Source organism: Pseudomonas sp. BNK-44-b (assembly GCF_047456245.1).
GTDB classification, from domain to species: Bacteria; Pseudomonadota; Gammaproteobacteria; order Pseudomonadales; family Pseudomonadaceae; genus Aquipseudomonas; species Aquipseudomonas machongensis.
The window spans coordinates 855489-873471 of record NZ_CP179908.1 but is presented as its reverse complement, the minus strand read 5'-3'; the positions used below and the strand labels follow the sequence as shown (position 1 = coordinate 873471).

Here is a 17983-nt window from a genome sequence, read left to right as displayed (position 1 = left end):
CCGAGCGGCTCGTCCGGGCCGCTCGTCAGCACCATGTCATCCGAACTTCCGGGCCAGCGCTGCGCTCCTAACTTGTAACCTCAGCCAGCGCGAACGCCATGGACCTCGTCATCGCCCGCCCCGAAGGCCTGTACTGCCCGCCCGGGGACTTCTACATCGACCCCTGGCGCCCGGTTGACCGTGCGGTGATCACCCATGGGCACGGCGACCATGCGCGCACCGGCAACGGCCATTACCTGTGTGCCGAACCCGGCGCCGGTATCCTGCGCAGCCGTCTTGGCCAGGACATCCACCTGCAAACCCTGCCTTATGGAGAACGCCTCCAGCATCACGGCATCACCTTGAGCTTCCACCCTGCCGGCCACGTGCTCGGCTCGGCCCAGGTGCGCCTTGAACACCAGGGCCAGGTGTGGGTCGCCTCGGGCGACTACAAAGTTGAGCCAGACGGCACCTGCGCGCCGTTCGAGCCGGTGCGCTGCCACACCTTCATCACCGAATCCACCTTCGGCCTGCCGATCTATCGCTGGCCCTCGCAGGCCGAGGTGTTCGAAGGCATCAACGCCTGGTGGCGTGCCAATCGGGACCAGGGCAAGGCCAGCGTGCTGTTCTGCTACGCCTTCGGCAAAGCCCAGCGCATTCTCCACGGGCTGGACGCAGGCATAGGGCCGATCGTGGTGCACGGCGCGGTCGAGCCGCTCAACCGCGTCTACCGCGAAGCCGGGATCGCCCTGCCCGAGACCCTGTACGCTGGCGATCTGCCACGCAACGATCCACGCCTGCGCCAAGCCCTGGTGCTGGCACCACCCTCTGCAGGCGGCAGTAGCTGGATGCGCCGTTTCGGCGACTACAGCGATGCCTTCGCCAGTGGCTGGATGCTGCTGCGTGGCACCCGACGCCGGCGTGGTGTCGATCGCGGCTTCGTACTCTCCGACCATGCCGACTGGCCTGGGCTGCTGTGGGCAATCGGCGAAACCGGTGCTGAACGGGTCATGGTCACCCATGGCTCGGTCAACGTGCTGGTGCGCTACCTGTGCGAACAGGGCCTGGACGCCCGAGCCTTCGCCACCGAGTACGGCGAGGAAGACGACACGCCCGCGCCGGAGAGCGCCACATGAAGGCCTTTGCCGAACTCTACCTGCGCCTGGACGCCACCACTTCGAGCAACGCCAAGCTGCAAGCCCTGCGCGACTATTTCGCCGAGGCTCCCGCCGCCGATGCGGCCTGGGCGGTGTACTTCCTGGCCGGAGGCCGCCCGCGCCAACTGGTGCCAACCCGTCTGCTACGCGAGCTGGCCACGCAGTTGGCAGACCTGCCCGACTGGCTGTTCGAGGAGAGCTACCAGGCTGTCGGCGACCTGGCCGAGGCCATTTCCCTGCTGTTGCCCCAGCACCGCCACGATACCGACGAGGGCCTGGCCGTGTGGGTCGAGCAGCACCTGCTGCCCTTGCGCGGGCAACCGGCGGATGAGGTGCGCCAGCGCTTGCCGACACTCTGGGAAAGGTTGGACCGCCCCAGCCTGATGCTCTGCCTGAAGTTGATCACCGGCAGCTTCCGTGTCGGCGTCTCCAAGCTGCTGGTCACCCGTGCGCTGGCGCAGTTGTCGGGGCTGGATGCCAAGCGTGTGGCCCAGCGCCTGGTCGGCTATACCGACCTGGCTCATCGCCCCGTTGCTGAAAGCTACCTGAAGCTGATCGCCCCCGAGTCCGACGACGAACACGCCCAGCGCGGCGGCCAGCCCTATCCGTTCTTTCTCGCCCACGCACTGCAGGCGCCACTGGAACAGTTCGAGACACTGCTCGGCCCGGTCGATGACTGGCAGGCAGAATGGAAGTGGGATGGCATCCGCGCTCAGGTGGTCAAGCGCGAGGGCCAGCTGTGGATCTGGTCACGGGGCGAGGAACTGGTCACCGAGCGTTTTCCCGAGTTGCACAGCCTGACAGAGACATTGCCTGATGGCACCGTGCTCGATGGCGAGATTCTGGTATGGAAGCCCGGCGCCGGCGACGACAGTCTGGCAGTGCAGCCCTTTGCCCTGCTCCAGCAGCGGCTGGGCCGCAAGACCCTGGGCCGCAAACTGCTGGCCGATGCGCCGGTGGTGCTGCAAGCCTACGACCTGCTGGAATGGCACGGCGAGGACTGGCGAAACCGCCCACAGCACGAGCGCCGGGTGCAACTGGAACGCGTGCTGGTCGAGTACCCCTTGGCCCCCGTGCTGCTTTCACCCCTGGTGCAGGCACCGAACTGGATAGCCCTGGCCGAGCAACGTGAGCAGTCGCGCAACCTGGGGGTGGAAGGGCTCATGCTGAAGCGGCGCGATGCCCTGTACGGCGTCGGCCGCACCAAGGACCTGGGCCTGTGGTGGAAATGGAAGGTCGACCCGTTCAGCGTCGACGCCGTGCTGATCTACGCCCAGCGCGGCCATGGCCGACGCGCCAGCCTCTATAGCGACTACACCTTCGCAGTCTGGGATGCCCCTCCAGGAACAGCGCAACGCAACCTGGTGCCCTTCGCCAAAGCCTATTCAGGCTTGAGCGACGAAGAGATGCGCAAGGTCGATGCGATCATCCGCAAGACCACTGTGGAAACCTTCGGCCCGGTACGCAGCGTCACCCCGACGCTGGTCTTCGAGTTGGGGTTCGAAGGCATTGCCCTGTCCAAGCGACACAAGAGCGGCATCGCCGTACGCTTCCCGCGCATGCTGCGCTGGAGGCTCGACAAACCGGTCGAGGAGGCCGACGACCTGGCAACCCTGCAGAGCTTGCTGGGCCCTGTATAGCTGCTTGTACGCACACCAGCATGCACAAAGCCCCGGTTTGTGCTTCTATTTCCAGTCGCCCATGTTCACAGCCCAGCGCAGACCAGGACCCCCATGCATCACTCGACCCACGAACTGCTGTCCCCCGTCCCCGGCATCTGCCGTCAGTTGCACAGCTTTCACTTCGGCCCACGCGGTGGCGGCAAGGTGTACATCCAGGCCTCGCTGCACGCCGACGAATTGCCCGGCATGCTGGTGGCCTGGCACCTCAAGCAGCGCCTGAACGAACTGCACCAGCAAGGTCTGCTGCGCCGCGAGGTGGTGCTGGTGCCGGTGGCCAACCCGGTGGGTCTGGAACAGGTGCTGCTGGACGCACCGTTGGGGCGCTTCGAACTGCAGAGCGGGGAAAACTTCAATCGCAACTTCGTCGACCTGTCCGACAGCATCGGCGACCAGATCGAAAGCCACCTCACGCAAGACCCGGCACACAACCTCTCGCTGATCCGGGAATACCTGCGCCGCGGGCTCGACAGCCACCCCGCCGTCACCCCCCTGCAATCCCAGCGCCTGGCCTTGCAGCGCCTGGCCTGCGACGCCGACATGGTGCTGGACCTGCACTGCGACTTCGAAGCCGTCGAACACCTCTACACCACGCCCGAAGCCTGGCCCCAGGTCGAGCCGCTGGCGCGCTATCTCGGCGCCCAGGCCAGCCTGCTGGCCACCGACTCCGGCGGGCAGTCGTTCGACGAGTGCTTCAGCCTGGTGTGGTGGCAACTGCAGCAGCGTTTTGCCAAGCGTTTCCCGATCCCCATGGGCAGCTTCTCGGTGACCATCGAGCTGCGCGGCCAGGCCGATGTCAACCACGAGCTGGCAAGCCAGGACTGCCAGGCAATCCTCGACTTCCTCACCCACAGCGGGGTGATCGGAGGTCAGCCCGCGGCATTGCCGCCGCTGCGCCAGCCCGCCACCCCGCTGGCTGCCGTGGAGCCATTGATCGCGCCGCTGGGCGGCCTGCTGGTGTTCCACGCAAAACCGGGGCAGTACCTGGAGCCTGGGCAACTGATCGCCGAGGTCATCGATCCGCTCAGCGACCGGGTGACGCCGATCCGCAACGTCCAGGGCGGGCTGCTCTACGCCCGCAGCGTCCGGCGCATGGCCACCACCGGCATGGTGATCGCCCATGTCGCAGGGGAAAAGGTCTGCCGCAGCGGCTATCTGCTGGCCAACTGATCCCGATCAAACCAAAGCACCTTGCGGCCGGTCTGTAGAAGCACAGCCTTCGACGAGACCGGCCGCCGATGCCATCCCCTTCCGACCTCGCCAACACCTGGTTCGCCTCCCGCAACTGGAAGCCTTTCGCCTTCCAGCGCAGCGTCTGGGCGGCGATCCAGCGCGGCGAGTCGGGCCTGATGCATGCCAGCACCGGCAGCGGCAAGACCTACGCCGTCTGGCTCGGCGCCCTGCGCGCTTTCGCACAGTTGCACGACGCACGCCGACCGGCGCCACTCCAGGTGCTGTGGATCACACCGATGCGCGCCCTGGCCAGCGATACCGCGCGCGCGCTGCAAGCACCGCTGGACGAATTGGGGCTGAACTGGACCATCGGCGTACGCAGCGGTGACACCACCAGTGCCGAACGTGCACGCCAGGCCCGGCGCCTGCCCAGCACGCTGGTCACCACTCCCGAAAGCCTCACCCTGCTGCTGACCCGCGAACAGGCTGCCGCCGACTTCGCCAGCCTGCGCCTGGTGGTGGTCGATGAATGGCACGAACTGCTCGGCAACAAGCGCGGCGTGCAGTTGCAACTGGCCCTGGCCCGGCTGCGGCGCTGGCAGCCGCAACTGGTGGTGTGGGGGCTTTCGGCCACCCTCGGCAACCTGCCGCACGCCCTTGAGGTCTTGCTGCCTGCCGGCGGGCGACTGGTTCAGGGCCGTCAGGACAAGCGCATCCTGGTCGACACCCTGGTGCCGAGCGCGATCGAACGCTTCCCCTGGGCCGGGCACATAGGGCTGAAGATGCTCCCCCAGGTCAGCGCCGAGATCGAGGCCAGCGCCAGCAGCCTGGTGTTCACCAACACCCGCGCCCAGGCCGAGCTCTGGTACCAAGCCCTGCTCGAGGCGCATCCCGAGTGGGCGGGACTGATCGCCCTGCACCACGCATCGCTTGCCCGGCACGCCCGTGACTGGGTCGAGCGCAGCCTCAAGCAGGGCACGCTGAAGGCGGTGGTCTGCACCTCGAGCCTCGACCTGGGAGTGGATTTCCTGCCCGTCGAACGCGTCCTGCAGATCGGCTCGGCCAAAGGCATCGCCCGCCTGCTGCAACGTGCAGGCCGCTCTGGGCACGCACCTGGGCGTACCTCACGGGTGACCCTGGTACCAACCCACAGCCTTGAACTGGTGGAAGCGGCCGCGGCACGCCAGGCGCTGGCTGCCGGGCATATCGAGGCACGCTATTCGCCGCGCCTGAGCATGGACGTGCTGGTCCAGCACCTGGTCAGCATGGCGCTGGGCAGTGGTTTCCGACCGGCCGAACTGTTCGAGGAGGTTCGCAGCACCTGGGCCTTTCGCGATCTCGAAGAGAGCCAGTGGCAATGGGCACTGTCATTTGTGCGCAATGGCGGCAGCTCGCTCACCGCCTACCCGGACTACCAGCGCGTCGCAGCGTACCCCGACGGCATCTGGCGCGTGGCCAGCGAGCGCCTCGCCCGGCGTCATCGTCTGGGTATCGGCACCATCGTCAGCGACGCCAGCCTGCAGTTGAAGTACTGGAGCAAAGGGGGCGGCGGCAAGTCGCTGGGCAGTGTGGAGGAATCTTTCATTGCCCGTCTCAAGCCCGGTGACGCGCTGTTGTTCGGCGGACGTATCCTGGAGCTGGTAAGGGTCGAGAACATGACCGCCTACGTGCGCCGCAGCACCGCGCGCAAGGCGGCGGTAGCACGCTGGAATGGCGGACGTATGCCGCTGTCGAGCGAGCTGGCGCAGGCGCTGGTCGAGCGTCTGGATGCAGCAGCCCACGGCCGCTACGAAGGCGCGGAAATGCATGCCGTTCGCCCCCTGCTGACACTTCAGGCGAGCTGGTCGGGCCTGCCCACACAGCGCACATTGCTGGCCGAAACCCTGCACTCGCGCCAGGGCTGGCACCTGTTTCTCTATCCCTTTGCCGGGCGCATGGCCAATCTGGGCCTTGCCAACCTGATCGCCTGGCGGGTCAGCCGCGTGCAGCCGCTGTCGGTATCGATCGCGGTCAATGACTACGGCTTCGAACTGCTCGCAGCAAGCCCTGTGGACTGGGCCGCGCACTTGCCCGATGCACTGGCTGCGGACAATTTGCTGGAAGATGTGCTGGCCAGTCTGAATGCTGGCGAGATGGCGCTGCGGCGCTTTCGTGAAATTGCCCAGATCGCCGGGCTGGTATTCGGCGGCTATCCCGCCGCGCAGAAAAGCACGCGCCAGCTCCAGGCCTCCAGTGGTCTGTTCTACGAGGTGTTTCGCAAGCATGACGCTGGCAATCTGCTGCTGGGCCAGGCGCGTGACGAGGTGCTGCGTGAGGAGCTGGAGATCGAGCGCCTGCATCAGCAGTTGCAAAAAATGTCAGGATTGCGCCTCGATCTGCACGCCTTGCGCCGGCCCGGGCCGCTGGCCTTCGCCCTATTGGTCGAGGGCATGCGCGAAACCCTGAGCACGGAAAAACTGGCAGACCGCATCGCCCGGATGGTGGCGGATCTCGAAAAGGCGGCGAGCCGAACCATGAGCGACCTTGCGGGAACTGAACGGAGGAAATCCTGAACGTGCACCACCTGGCGATCGAACATTGCGGCGAAACGCTGTGGCTGTTACCTGAAAAAGCGCTCTACTGGCCAGCCCGGCGCGCCCTTCTGGTTGCCGACCTGCACATTGGCAAGGCCGCCAGCTACCGCGCCCTGCACCAACCGGTGCCACGCGGTACTACCCAGGCGACCCTGGATCGCCTGGACACGCTCTTGCAGCATTACGATTGCCAGCAGTTGATCGTGCTCGGCGACTTTCTCCACGCACGTAGTGCGCGAGCACCTGCCACCCTGGCCCGTGTAGCTGCATGGCGCGAACGGCACCCAGGGTTACGGGTGGTCCTGGTGCGAGGCAATCACGACCGTCATGCTGGCGATCCGCCGCAGGAGCTCGCCATTGAAGTTGTCGACGAGCCTTTGCTACTGCCGCCATTCGCGCTACAGCACGAGACCGGCGCTCACCCCGAGCATCCGGTGATCGCAGGCCATGTCCATCCGGCGTGCGTCCTGCGTGGTCGTGGCCGCCAACGCCTGCGCCTGGCGTGCTTCATGTTCCACGCAAAGGTCAGCCTGCTGCCGGCGTTCGGCGAGTTCACCGGCGGTTGGACGGTGCAACCAGAGCCCGGCGCCCGCCTGTTCGTCGTGGGCGATCAACGGGTCTGGGCAGTGCCGGCCTGATCAGGCGACTGGCGCCGGAGGCGGCTCGTCGGGCAAGGTCGGCTCGCCCGGCTCCATCGGCGGGTGCTCGCCAGGCTCGGGGGGGTGCGGGGTATCGGGATCAGGCTGGTGCGGGACGCCACCGGCGTGCAGATCCGTCGGCGGATGCGGGTGCGCGAGCAGAGTCCAGGCCATCATGCCGATCTGGTTCGGCTGCAGGACGGCCAGCTTCGCGCTGATTGCAGGATCGAGTTTCATGGGCTGCTCCTGACGAGGGCCGGCGTACGTCATGCACGCCGGGGACTTACCTCGTTGGAGTGGCAAAAGGGGAACTAATTCCCCCAGCTCGTCGGCTCAGGTACGTGGCAGCGTGACGCCGCGCTGGCCCTGGTATTTGCCGCCGCGATCCTTGTACGACACCTCGCACTCTTCATCGGATTGCAGGAACAACATCTGGGCCACGCCTTCGTTGGCGTAGATCTTGGCCGGCAGAGTGGTGGTGTTGGAGAACTCGAGGGTGACGTGCCCCTCCCACTCCGGCTCCAGAGGGGTGACGTTGACGATGATGCCGCAGCGGGCATAAGTGCTCTTGCCCAGGCAGATGGTCAGGACATCGCGCGGAATGCGGAAGTACTCGACAGTACGGGCCAGGGCGAAGGAGTTCGGCGGGATGATGCAGACGTCGCTCTTGATGTCGACGAAGCTGCCGGCATCGAAGTTCTTCGGATCGACGGTGGCCGAATTGATGTTGGTGAACACCTTGAATTCATCGGCGCACCGTACGTCGTAGCCGTAGCTGGAGACACCGAAGGAGATCACCCGGCTGTCCTGTTCGCCCCGCACCTGGCGCTCGACGAACGGCTCGATCATGCCGTGTTCCTGCGCCATGCGGCGAATCCACTTGTCCGATTTGATGCTCATGGCGGGATGTCCTGAAAGTACGAGGTGAAAAAACGAGATGCGCATCTTACCGGTCCTGGCGCGCGCGTTAAAGTTCCCTGCCCCTATCCCGCGTCGGACGGGGGCTGGCCACCCGCCGATCCGAATTTCATCAAAGCCGCTGTTGGCCATTGGCAGCTTGCGGAAAGTGGGGTAAGGTGGCGCCACTGTGCTGCACGTGACACCGAGAATCTGTTTGATGCACGATCCTGATCGGCCCATCGCTGAATTTTCCGCTCTCTTTGCACTCAGTCCCGGCCAGGGCAATTCCTGAGCCGAAATCTACTTTGTCCAAGGAGACAGACACATGTCCAATCGCCAATCCGGTGTTGTTAAGTGGTTCAACGATGAGAAGGGCTACGGCTTCATCACTCCTCAGTCGGGTGACGACCTGTTCGTACACTTCAAAGCCATCCAGGCTGACGGCTTCAAAACCCTGAAAGAAGGCCAGGCTGTTACTTTCGTCGCTACCCGCGGCCAGAAAGGCATGCAGGCTGAAGAAGTTCAAATCGCCTAAGTCGATTTAGCTTCCTCGCTTTCAAAAAAAACCCGCCTTCCGGCGGGTTTTTTTGTGCCTGCACAAAACGACGCAAGCCCAGCAGGAACGGCTTGTGCCGCTCCTGCTGGGCTTGCGTAAACCAGCGGATCAATCTTCGCTGATGGTAATGCTCGGCATTGCCGGCGCCGCCGCTTCCTGTAGCACAATCCGAGCCCCCACCTGACGGGCCAGCTCCTGGTAGACCATGGCAATCTGGCTTTCCGGCTCGGCGATCGCTGTCGGCTTGCCGCTGTCTGCCTGCTCGCGAATCAGCATCGACAGCGGCAACGACGCCAGCAACTCGACACCATACTGCGCCGCCAGCTTCTCACCGCCACCTTCACCGAACAGGTGCTCGGCATGACCGCAGTTCGAGCAGATGTGCACCGCCATGTTCTCCACCACACCGAGGACCGGGATGTTGACCTTGCGGAACATCTCGACACCCTTCTTCGCATCCAGCAGCGCCAGGTCCTGCGGGGTGGTGACGATCACGGAACCGGCTACCGGCACTTTCTGCGCCAGGGTCAGTTGAATGTCGCCAGTGCCCGGCGGCATGTCGATCACCAGGTAGTCCAGGTCGTCCCAGGCGGTCTGGGTCACCAGTTGCAGCAAGGCGCCGGAAACCATCGGGCCACGCCAGACCATCGGTGTGTTGTCGTCGGTCAGGAACGCCATCGACATCACCTCGACGCCATGGGCCTTGATCGGCACGAACCACTTCTGCTCGCGAATCTGCGGGCGGGTGCCTTCGGGGATCCCGAACATCACACCCTGGCTTGGGCCGTAGATGTCCGCATCGAGAATACCGACCCTCGCGCCCTCGCGAGCCAGGGCCAAGGCCAGGTTGGCGGCAGTGGTCGACTTGCCGACGCCGCCCTTGCCCGAAGCCACGGCAATGACATTCTTCACATTGGCCAGCGCAGGCACCTGGGCCTGGGCCTTGTGCGTGGCGATCAGCGTATCGATGCTCACCTGCGCAGACGTCACGCCTTCGAGGTTCTCGATCGCCGTTTGCAATACCTGAGCCCAGCCGTTGCGAAACAGTGCAGCGGCATAGCCCAGCTGCAACTGCACACTGACCTGCCCACCTTGAATGTCGATCGCCCGCACGCAACCGGCGCTGACCGGGTCCTGGTTCAGGTAGGGGTCGGTGTACTGGCGAAGCACGCCTTCAATGGCGGCACGTGTTACGGCACTCATGGAGACTCCCGTGGCATTCCGAAAAAAGTGAATCAGGCGCCTATGCTAACCCGTCAACCGTCAGCAGATGCGTGTGCGGGGTGAAATATATTTCCCAGCCCTTTATAGTGGCCGATCATCCTCAATTTTTACCCGTCGCCAGATAAGTAGCCGAGCCACCATGTCCGAGCCACGCCAGATTCTCGTCACCAGCGCCCTGCCCTATGCCAATGGATCCATCCATCTTGGCCATATGCTTGAGTACATCCAGACGGACATGTGGGTACGCTTCCAGAAACTGCGTGGCAACCAGTGCATCTATGTCTGCGCCGACGACGCCCACGGTTCGGCGATCATGCTGCGCGCAGAGAAAGAAGGCATCACGCCCGAGCAGTTGATTGCCAACGTCCAGGCCGAGCACAGCAGTGACTTCGCCGACTTCCTGGTCGAGTTCGATAACTTCCACTCCACCCACAGCGAAGAGAACCGCGAGCTGTCGAGCCTGATCTACACGCGCCTGCGTGAAGCCGGGCACATCGCCAATCGCTCCGTGACCCAGTACTACGACCCCGAGAAGGGCATGTTCCTGGCCGACCGCTTCATCAAGGGCACCTGCCCCAAGTGCGGGACCGAGGACCAGTATGGCGACAACTGCGAGAAGTGCGGTGCCACCTATGCCCCCACCGAGCTGAAGAACCCCAAGTCGGCGATTTCGGGTGCCACGCCAGTACTGCGCGACTCCCAGCACTTCTTCTTCAAGCTGCCCGATTTCCAGGTCATGCTGCAGCAGTGGACACGCAGTGGCACCTTGCAGGAAGCGGTCGCCAACAAACTCGCCGAGTGGCTGGATTCCGGTCTGCAGGAGTGGGACATTTCCCGTGACGCACCGTACTTCGGCTTCGAGATTCCGGGCGAGCCGGGCAAGTACTTCTATGTCTGGCTGGATGCGCCGATCGGCTACATGGCGAGCTTCAAGAACCTCTGTGACCGCCGCCCGGAGCTGGACTTCGACGCGTTCTGGAACGCAGACTCCAAAGCCGAGCTGTATCACTTCATCGGCAAGGACATCGTCAACTTCCACGCCCTCTTCTGGCCCGCCATGCTCGAAGGTGCAGGTTTCCGCAAGCCGACTGCCGTCAACGTGCACGGCTACCTGACGGTCAACGGCGCGAAGATGTCCAAGTCGCGCGGCACCTTCATCAAGGCGCGCACCTACCTCGACCACCTGCAGCCCGAGTACCTGCGCTACTACTACGCAGCCAAGCTGGGCCGTGGGGTCGACGATCTCGACTTGAACCTCGAGGACTTCGTGCAGAAGGTCAACTCCGACCTGGTCGGCAAGGTGGTCAACATTGCCAGCCGCTGCGCAGGCTTCATCCACAAGGGCAATGAAGGCGTAATGGTTGCTGGCGACGCCGCACCGGAGCTGACCGAAGCCTTCCTGGCCGCCGCACCCTCGATCGCCGAAGCCTACGAGGCCCGTGACTTTGGCCGTGCCATGCGCGAAATCATGGCCCTGGCCGACCGCGCCAACGCCTGGATCGCCGACAAGGCACCGTGGTCGCTGGCCAAGCAGGAAGGCAAGCAGGATGAAGTCCAGGCCATCTGCGCCCAGGGCATCAACCTGTTCCGCCAACTGGTGATCTTCCTCAAGCCGGTACTTCCAGTGCTGGCCGCCGACGCCGAGGCCTTCCTCAACGTCGCACCGCTTGAGTGGAACGACCTGCAGTCGCGCCTGGAAAACCACAAGCTGAACCCGTTCAAGGCCCTGATGAGCCGCATCGAGCCAGCCAAAGTCGAAGCCATGGTCGCCGCCAGCAAGGAAGACCTGCTGGCCGCCGAAGGCAAGGCGCCTGCCGGCAACGGCGAGCTGGACAAGGACCCGCTGTCGGCCGAGATCGAGTTCGACACCTTCGCCGCCGTCGACCTGCGGGTGGCGCTGATCGTCAAGGCCGAGGCCGTGGCCGGTGCTGACAAGCTGCTGCAACTCACCCTCGACATCGGCGACGAGCGTCGCAACGTGTTCTCCGGCATCAAGTCGGCCTACCCGGACCCATCGAAGCTCGAAGGCCGACTGACCATGATGGTAGCCAACCTCAAACCTCGGAAAATGCGCTTTGGTGTTTCCGAAGGCATGGTCATGGCCGCCGGCCCTGGCGGTGAAGAGATCTACCTGCTGAGCCCGGACAGCGGCGCCAAGCCAGGTCAGCGTATCAAGTAAGACCTTCTTGCCCAGGGGATCGTCCGGCGATCCCCTGGCTTGCCTCCTCTTTGGGCATTTCCAATGCCTGCTCCCTGCCGGATAATCGTTCCATCCCCGGCCCTCGGCACCTCCATGAGCGATTTCGTCCTGGTTCTGGTCAGCGCCGCGCTGGTCAATCACCTGATCCTGCACAGCGGCACGCCCGACCGTGCACGCCTGCACCTGCTCGGCCTGTGCAGCGCACTGTCGATGCTGTTGATGGTGCCCGTGGCCCTGTTGCTGCGCCAGCCGCAGCTGGCAGGGCTGCAACTGTTGCTGGCGTTGCCATTGCTGGCGCTGCTGGCGTGGGGCATCCCAACGGCACTGGCGCGCCTGCGCCCTCATTGGCCGTTACAGAACCTGGCGCCGCTGCTGCTGGGTAATGTCGCGGTGCTAGGCTTGCTGTTGCAGTTGGCCACAGCGCAATCCAGCCCAGCCGTTACTGGCGCCTGGGCGCTGGCCCTGGGAATGGGGTTCTGGCTGGCACTGGTATTGTTCGACGACCTGCGCCAGCGTCTCGATCATCCTGATGTTCCCCGCGCTTTTCGCGGCCTGCCGATCGAGCTGATCAGTGCCGGAGTCATGGCCATGGCCTTTTCTGGCCTCAATGGACTGTTCACACAATGAACCTGATTCACCACATCGACGCCCTGCTACCGCAGACCCAGTGTGGCAAATGCGATCACGCAGGCTGTCGACCTTACGCAGAAGGCCTGGCGGCGGGCGAAGCGATCAACAAATGCCCGCCTGGCGGCAGCGAAACCATCGCAGCCCTGGCTCAACTGCTGCAGGTGCCAGTGATCGCCCCGGCCCCCGAGCGCCGCGCGGCGCCAGCGCAGGTCGCCTTCATCCGCGAAGCCGAGTGCATCGGCTGCACCAAGTGCATCCAGGTCTGCCCGGTAGATGCCATCGTTGGTGCCAGCAAGCTGATGCATACCGTGATCGCCAGCGAATGCACCGGCTGCGACCTGTGCCTGGCGCCCTGCCCGGTCGACTGCATCGAGCTGCTGCCACTGCCGGACAACCTGGTGCCGATCGTCGGTGGACTGGCGCAGACCGCCGGGCATTTGGTCGCTCGCAGCCATCGTCGCAATCAGGCACGGCTGCGCCACGAACAACGAACCCTGCGTCTGCAGCGCGAAGAAACGCGCCGCCAGGCCGAGCGCCAAGGCCGAGTTCAGCGCATCACCGGCACGCAAGGGGCTGATCAGGAGAGCGCGCTGAAACGGGCCAAGATCGCTGCGGCCATGAGCCGTGCTCAGTTGAACGCCGCGCGTGGCGCCCTGGGCGCGACAGCGGACCAGGCACAGCATGCGCAGGTCCAGCGACTGGAGGCGGCAGCGCAGAAGGCGCAGCAACAGCTCGATGCGCTAGTGGCCGGACCGGGCCATGCAGGCGCCTGACAGCCGCCAGCGCAATGCCATGGGCCAGGTGCTGCTGGCCTGTGTCCCTGGCCTGCTATGCCTGCTCTGGTTGCAGGGTTGGGGCGTGCTGTTCAACCTGCTGTTGTGCAGCGCAACGGCACTGACCTGCGAGGCGGTATCGCTGTATCTGCGTGGCCAGCCAATACGCCCGTTCCTCAGCGACGGCAGCGCGCTGGTCAGCGCCGTGCTGCTGGCGATCGCCCTGCCCGCCCTGGCTCCCTGGTGGCTGCCGATGACCGCGGTGCTGGTGGCGATCGCCCTGGGCAAGCACGCATTCGGCGGCGTCGGCCGCAATCCGTTCAACCCGGCCATGCTGGGATACGCCTTCGTGCTGCTGAGCTTCCCGCTGCAAATGACCCACTGGCCGACGGGCAACCTCCAACTGGCAGACAGCCTGGGCCTGGTATTAGGCGACGGCTCGCAGATCGATGCCTGGGCCGGCCCCACGGTACTCGACGTGCTGCGCCACAACCGCAGCCTGACTGTCGACGAGCTGTTCGCCAGCAACCCCGGCTTCGGTAACCTCGGTGGGCGCATCAGCGAATGGCTGAACCTGGCATTCCTGCTGGGCGGCATCTTTCTCCTGCAGCGCCGCGTGTTCACCTGGCATGCCCCAGCGGGGCTACTGGGTGCGCTACTCGTCGTCAGCCTGCTGTTCTGGAACGGCTCGGGGTCGGACTCTCACGGCTCACCGTTGCTGCACCTGTTCAGCGGATCGACCATGCTGGCGGCCTTCTTCATCGCCACCGAACCAGTGTCCGGCCCTCGCCTGCCGCTAGCCCGCCTATTGTTCGGCATCGGCTGCGGGCTGCTGATCTACTTGATACGCACCTGGGGCAGCTACCCCGACGGCACGGCTTTCGCCGTACTGCTGATGAACCTGGGAGCACCGGCGCTCGATCGCCTTGCAGCCCGGCGCCAGGCCCTCACATCATGAACGCGAGGCTGCGCGACCTGCTCTACCTTGCCTTGGCCGCCGTTTTGGCCGTCGCCGCCACCCTGGTCTGGCGGCAGTGGACATCTGCGCCCATTGCCGATGCCGCACGAGAGCTGCAAGAACAACAATGGCTGGCGGTGCTGCCCCCACAGCGATACGACAACGATCCACTGCAAGCGCCTCTACCTATTACCAACACTGAACTGCAGCACAGTCGGCTACTGGGCGGCTACCGCGCAACCCTGGTCGGCACTACCAGTGCCATCGTGCTACGCAGCCAGACCCAGGGATATGCTGGCCCCATCATGCTGTCGATCGCCATCGATCCCCATGGCCGCCTGATCGCTACACGGGTGCTGGCACAGGAAGAAAGCCCGGGGCTCGGCGGGCAACTAGGCGACCGTGCGAGCCACTGGATTGAGCAATTCGACCGGCAAGGCGCAGAGGCCAACTGGGCGGTGAAACGCGATCAAGGCGACTTCGACCAGTTGGCCGGCGCCACCGTCACCTCACGCGCAGTGATGGCGGCCTTGCAGGATGCCCTGCGCTACTTCGATGCACATCGCAGCAGTCTGTTGGAGCACACCACCGATGAATAGGTTCTGGCTGCTGGGCAGTGCCCTGGCCCCTTTGCTCGGCGCCACCCAGACCCTGGCGAACGCGCTGGCAATCGGATTGTCGACCCTGTTGCTGGTAGTCGGCCACCAAGCGCTGATGCGACCTCTGCGCCGCATGATCGGTGCCCCGCGGATCATCGCCAGCCTGATACTCGCCGCCGCCCTGGCGAGCTGCCTGCAATTGGGCCTGAACGCCTGGGCGCTCCCGCTGGCGCTGAGCCTGGGCCATTATCCTGCCCTGCTGAGCCTGCACTGCGTCGCTGTGGATGCCCTGGCGCCGCGCACTGCGCGCTGGCCGGCGCTCATCCGGCATCTGCTGGGCCTGATGGGCCTGTACCTGATATTGGGTGCCTGCCGCCAATGGCTGGGACAGAGTGCCGGCATCCACCTGGCGGTCCTGACACCCGGCGCATTGATACTGCTCGGCCTGCTCCTGGCCTTGTACAATCGCCTGCGTCCGGCCCCTGCCACCTCAAGCCGTCAAGGAACGCTTTGACCTCATGAATGCCGCCAAACGCCTGGAGATCTTCCGCAGGCTGCACGAAGACAATCCTGAACCAAAAACCGAATTGGCCTATACCACGCCCTTCGAACTGCTGATTGCCGTCATCCTTTCCGCGCAGGCGACGGATGTCGGCGTCAACAAGGCGACCGCGCGGCTCTACCCTATCGCCAATACACCCGAGGCTATTTATGCCCTGGGGGTCGAGGGTTTGAGCGAATACATCAAGACCATCGGCCTTTACAACAGCAAGGCGAAGAACGTCATCGAGACCTGCCGCTTGCTGATAGAGCAACACGGCAGCGAAGTCCCGCAAACGCGCGAAGCACTAGAGGCATTGCCCGGCGTCGGTCGCAAGACTGCGAACGTGGTGCTCAATACCGCCTTTGGCCAACTGGCCATGGCGGTCGATACGCACATCTTCCGCGTCAGCAATCGCACCGGCATCGCGCCGGGCAAGACGGTACTGGACGTCGAGAAGAAGCTGATGAAATTCGTACCAAGGGATTACCTGCTCGACGCCCACCACTGGCTCATTCTCCACGGGCGCTACGTCTGCCAGGCACGCAAGCCACGCTGCGGCAGCTGCAGGATCGAAGACTTGTGCGAGTACAGGGACAAGACCTCTGACGATTGAGGCAATAGCGAAAAACCAACCAATTCGATTGAAAAAATCTTTTTTACCGACTCCGTGATTCTCGCTATAAGGACGGCCAATGGCCCTTTGGCTTGGAGTGACACATGAGCACCGATAAAGACGAGCTGATCGAAGATGATTTCGCTGCGCAGGACGAAGACGAACCCCAGGTAGAAACCGCGAAGACCAACCTCAGCAAACGCCGCACCATCGACAATCTGTTGGAAGAACGGCGCCTGCAAAGGCAGCTGGCTGATTTCGATTACGATCTGTAGCGCTGCGAAAAAGCCTCCCGCAAAGGAGGCTTTTCTGTTTCAGGCCAAGCCATGACGCTGGGCCAGCTCGATCAGATCGACCAATGACCGGGCATTGAGCTTGAGTAGCAGTCGGGTCTTGTAGGTGCTGACAGTTTTGTTGCTGAGAAACATGCTGTCAGCGATTTCCTTGTTCGTGCGCCCCCTTGCCAACTGTTGCAATACCATCATTTCACGCCCTGAGAGGCGTTCGACCATCTCCGTCTCACTGCCGCCAGTGACACCGCTGCGGGTCTTGTGCAACGCCTGGTTGGGAAAGTAGCTGTAACCCGACAGCACGGCCTTGATTGCACTGAGCAGCTCGGTCAATTCCTGCTGTTTGCACACATAACCTGCAGCCCCGGCCTGCATGCAACGCATGGAGAAATGCCCCGGTGCCTGCGATGTCAGTACCAATACCTTGCTGCCCGGACTTGCAGCGGTCATCCGTGCGATCACTTCCAGACCGTCGAGTTTGGGTATACCGATATCGAGCACGACGATATCCGGCAGACACTCTCGGGTCAGTTGCAGCGCATCCACCCCATTGTCCGTTTCCGCCACCACTTCATATCCATGCCGCTCCATCAACATACGTACGGCCAAGCGAATGACCGGATGATCATCCACGATAAGTACTTTATTCATGGGATATCCATTGATCCATTATTCTAGTTTTGACACGCCAAGATAACCGAGCCAATAGCGTAATGGCGCAGCCATTCCCTGATAGAGAGCACTCAAAGATGAAACTTACATCGTTAATAGAAACTTCCTACACCCATTGCGCCGCACTAATCGATGTCTATCCATTCGGCAACATGCTCGTGAAAACTAGCATGAACAGGAAAAGCGACAGGTGGGGATAACGCCTCAAAGCGGTGGGACATTTCGATCTTCTGATAAAGAAAGATTTATTGCCCTGCCAGCAAAGCGGTGTTCTTTCCTGATGAGGAAAGAACAGACGTTTTCACAGGGAGCCAGAAGCGATACAGATGCGCTGACACCAGGAGATCGAATGCCATGAATAATCCCGCAAAGATCACCCCCTTGGGAATTATCGCCATCTTCGCCAGCGTCATCGAAGCATCGGCGATCGCCTCGCTACCGTTTCTGAACCCAGAGAGCCAGGTGATGTACACCTGGTTTCTAATAGGGTTTCCGTTCTTTCTGACAGTACTGTTCTTCCTGACCCTCAACTTCAACTACGAATCGCTCTACACGCCGGAACACAGAGCTGTACATCGGTCAGCCGACGATTATGGCGAGGGTGAAGCAGCCTCGGCCACGCTGTTCGGGTCGGATGTGCGCCAGACCATCGAAACCGAGATCCTGCCCGAACTGATTAAACCCCCACAGCACGAACGGCGTTGGACGCTCTATAACCTGAGCGCACACTCCTGCATCCAACTGTCGGTGCGTGCCATCAAGAAAGGAGAAAAGATTGCGCTGTAGGTACAGAAGGGCAAAAAAAACCCGGCCAACAAGGGCCGG

General features: G+C 63.3%; 19 protein-coding genes. 15 read left to right on the top strand and 4 right to left on the bottom strand.

Annotated elements, in window-relative coordinates:
- Positions 1–98: 98 nt before the first annotated feature.
- From ACMGGG_RS04220 to pdeM, 5 genes are all read left to right on the top strand, one after another.
- Positions 99–1115 carry a ligase-associated DNA damage response exonuclease gene (locus ACMGGG_RS04220; RefSeq protein ID WP_414154924.1) on the top strand — a complete coding sequence of 339 codons (1017 nt, stop codon included), beginning with the start codon at positions 99–101 and terminating at the stop codon, positions 1113–1115.
- Positions 1112–2776, top strand: a complete 1665-nt coding sequence (locus ACMGGG_RS04215; protein WP_414154923.1) for an ATP-dependent DNA ligase — start codon at positions 1112–1114, stop codon at positions 2774–2776. Before ACMGGG_RS04220 ends, ACMGGG_RS04215 begins: the two co-directional genes overlap by 4 nt.
- A 93-nt stretch (positions 2777–2869) precedes the next feature.
- Positions 2870–3985 carry a succinylglutamate desuccinylase/aspartoacylase family protein gene (locus tag ACMGGG_RS04210; RefSeq protein WP_414154922.1) on the top strand — a complete coding sequence of 372 codons (1116 nt, stop codon included), beginning with the start codon at positions 2870–2872 and terminating at the stop codon, positions 3983–3985.
- 68 nt (positions 3986–4053) lie between these two features.
- A complete protein-coding gene (locus ACMGGG_RS04205; protein WP_414154921.1) occupies positions 4054–6540 on the top strand; it encodes a ligase-associated DNA damage response DEXH box helicase in 2487 nt (828 codons plus the stop codon).
- 2 nt (positions 6541–6542) lie between these two features.
- On the top strand, positions 6543–7199 hold the full coding sequence (gene pdeM, locus ACMGGG_RS04200; RefSeq protein ID WP_414154920.1) for a ligase-associated DNA damage response endonuclease PdeM: 657 nt from the start codon (positions 6543–6545) through the stop codon (positions 7197–7199).
- On the opposite strand, the gene ACMGGG_RS04195 is transcribed toward pdeM, so the two are convergent.
- Complete coding sequence (locus tag ACMGGG_RS04195; protein ID WP_414154919.1) at positions 7200–7436, bottom strand: hypothetical protein; 237 nt, start codon at positions 7434–7436, stop codon at positions 7200–7202.
- Between the two features lie 96 nt (positions 7437–7532).
- A complete protein-coding gene (gene dcd / locus ACMGGG_RS04190; RefSeq protein ID WP_003258001.1) occupies positions 7533–8099 on the bottom strand; it encodes a dCTP deaminase in 567 nt (188 codons plus the stop codon).
- A 325-nt stretch (positions 8100–8424) separates the two neighbouring features.
- Here dcd and ACMGGG_RS04185 point away from each other — a divergent pair, with 325 nt between their 5' ends.
- On the top strand, positions 8425–8634 hold the full coding sequence (locus ACMGGG_RS04185; protein WP_003254922.1) for a cold-shock protein: 210 nt from the start codon (positions 8425–8427) through the stop codon (positions 8632–8634).
- A gap of 129 nt (positions 8635–8763) precedes the next feature.
- On the opposite strand, the gene apbC is transcribed toward ACMGGG_RS04185, so the two are convergent.
- The gene (gene apbC, locus ACMGGG_RS04180; protein ID WP_063543456.1) at positions 8764–9858 is read right to left on the bottom strand and encodes an iron-sulfur cluster carrier protein ApbC; all 1095 of its coding nucleotides are present in this window, start codon (positions 9856–9858) and stop codon (positions 8764–8766) included.
- Between the two features lie 160 nt (positions 9859–10018).
- On the opposite strand from apbC, the gene metG reads away from it, so the two are divergent.
- The 8 genes from metG (at position 10019) to ACMGGG_RS04140 (ending at position 16471) form a co-directional block, all read left to right on the top strand.
- Positions 10019–12058 carry a methionine--tRNA ligase gene (gene metG / locus ACMGGG_RS04175; RefSeq protein ID WP_414154918.1) on the top strand — a complete coding sequence of 680 codons (2040 nt, stop codon included), beginning with the start codon at positions 10019–10021 and terminating at the stop codon, positions 12056–12058.
- A gap of 114 nt (positions 12059–12172) precedes the next feature.
- On the top strand, positions 12173–12706 hold the full coding sequence (locus ACMGGG_RS04170; RefSeq protein WP_414154917.1) for an Rnf-Nqr domain containing protein: 534 nt from the start codon (positions 12173–12175) through the stop codon (positions 12704–12706).
- Positions 12703–13482: an RnfABCDGE type electron transport complex subunit B gene (locus tag ACMGGG_RS04165; RefSeq protein ID WP_414154916.1), complete on the top strand. Its 780-nt coding sequence runs from the start codon at positions 12703–12705 to the stop codon at positions 13480–13482. The genes ACMGGG_RS04170 and ACMGGG_RS04165 overlap by 4 nt, the downstream gene beginning before the upstream one ends.
- Entirely contained in the window at positions 13469–14440 is a 972-nt protein-coding gene (locus ACMGGG_RS04160) for an RnfABCDGE type electron transport complex subunit D (protein WP_414154915.1), read from the top strand. Before ACMGGG_RS04165 ends, ACMGGG_RS04160 begins: the two co-directional genes overlap by 14 nt.
- Positions 14437–15039 (top strand): RnfABCDGE type electron transport complex subunit G, encoded by a 603-nt coding sequence (locus tag ACMGGG_RS04155; protein ID WP_414154914.1) that lies wholly within the window; start codon positions 14437–14439, stop codon positions 15037–15039. Before ACMGGG_RS04160 ends, ACMGGG_RS04155 begins: the two co-directional genes overlap by 4 nt.
- Positions 15032–15553, top strand: a complete 522-nt coding sequence (locus tag ACMGGG_RS04150; RefSeq protein ID WP_414154913.1) for an Rnf-Nqr domain containing protein — start codon at positions 15032–15034, stop codon at positions 15551–15553. Before ACMGGG_RS04155 ends, ACMGGG_RS04150 begins: the two co-directional genes overlap by 8 nt.
- Before the next feature lie 4 nt (positions 15554–15557).
- Entirely contained in the window at positions 15558–16196 is a 639-nt protein-coding gene (nth, locus tag ACMGGG_RS04145; RefSeq protein WP_054891785.1) for an endonuclease III, read from the top strand.
- A 104-nt stretch (positions 16197–16300) separates the two neighbouring features.
- Positions 16301–16471, top strand: a complete 171-nt coding sequence (locus ACMGGG_RS04140) for a PA3496 family putative envelope integrity protein (RefSeq protein WP_204360753.1) — start codon at positions 16301–16303, stop codon at positions 16469–16471.
- A gap of 39 nt (positions 16472–16510) precedes the next feature.
- On the opposite strand, the gene ACMGGG_RS04135 is transcribed toward ACMGGG_RS04140, so the two are convergent.
- Positions 16511–17137, bottom strand: coding sequence for a response regulator transcription factor (locus ACMGGG_RS04135; protein WP_054925636.1), 627 nt, complete (start codon positions 17135–17137; stop codon positions 16511–16513).
- Positions 17138–17512: 375 nt separating this feature from the next.
- Here ACMGGG_RS04135 and ACMGGG_RS04130 point away from each other — a divergent pair, with 375 nt between their 5' ends.
- Entirely contained in the window at positions 17513–17944 is a 432-nt protein-coding gene (locus tag ACMGGG_RS04130; protein ID WP_063543440.1) for a hypothetical protein, read from the top strand.
- The last annotated feature ends 39 nt before the right edge of the window (positions 17945–17983 follow it).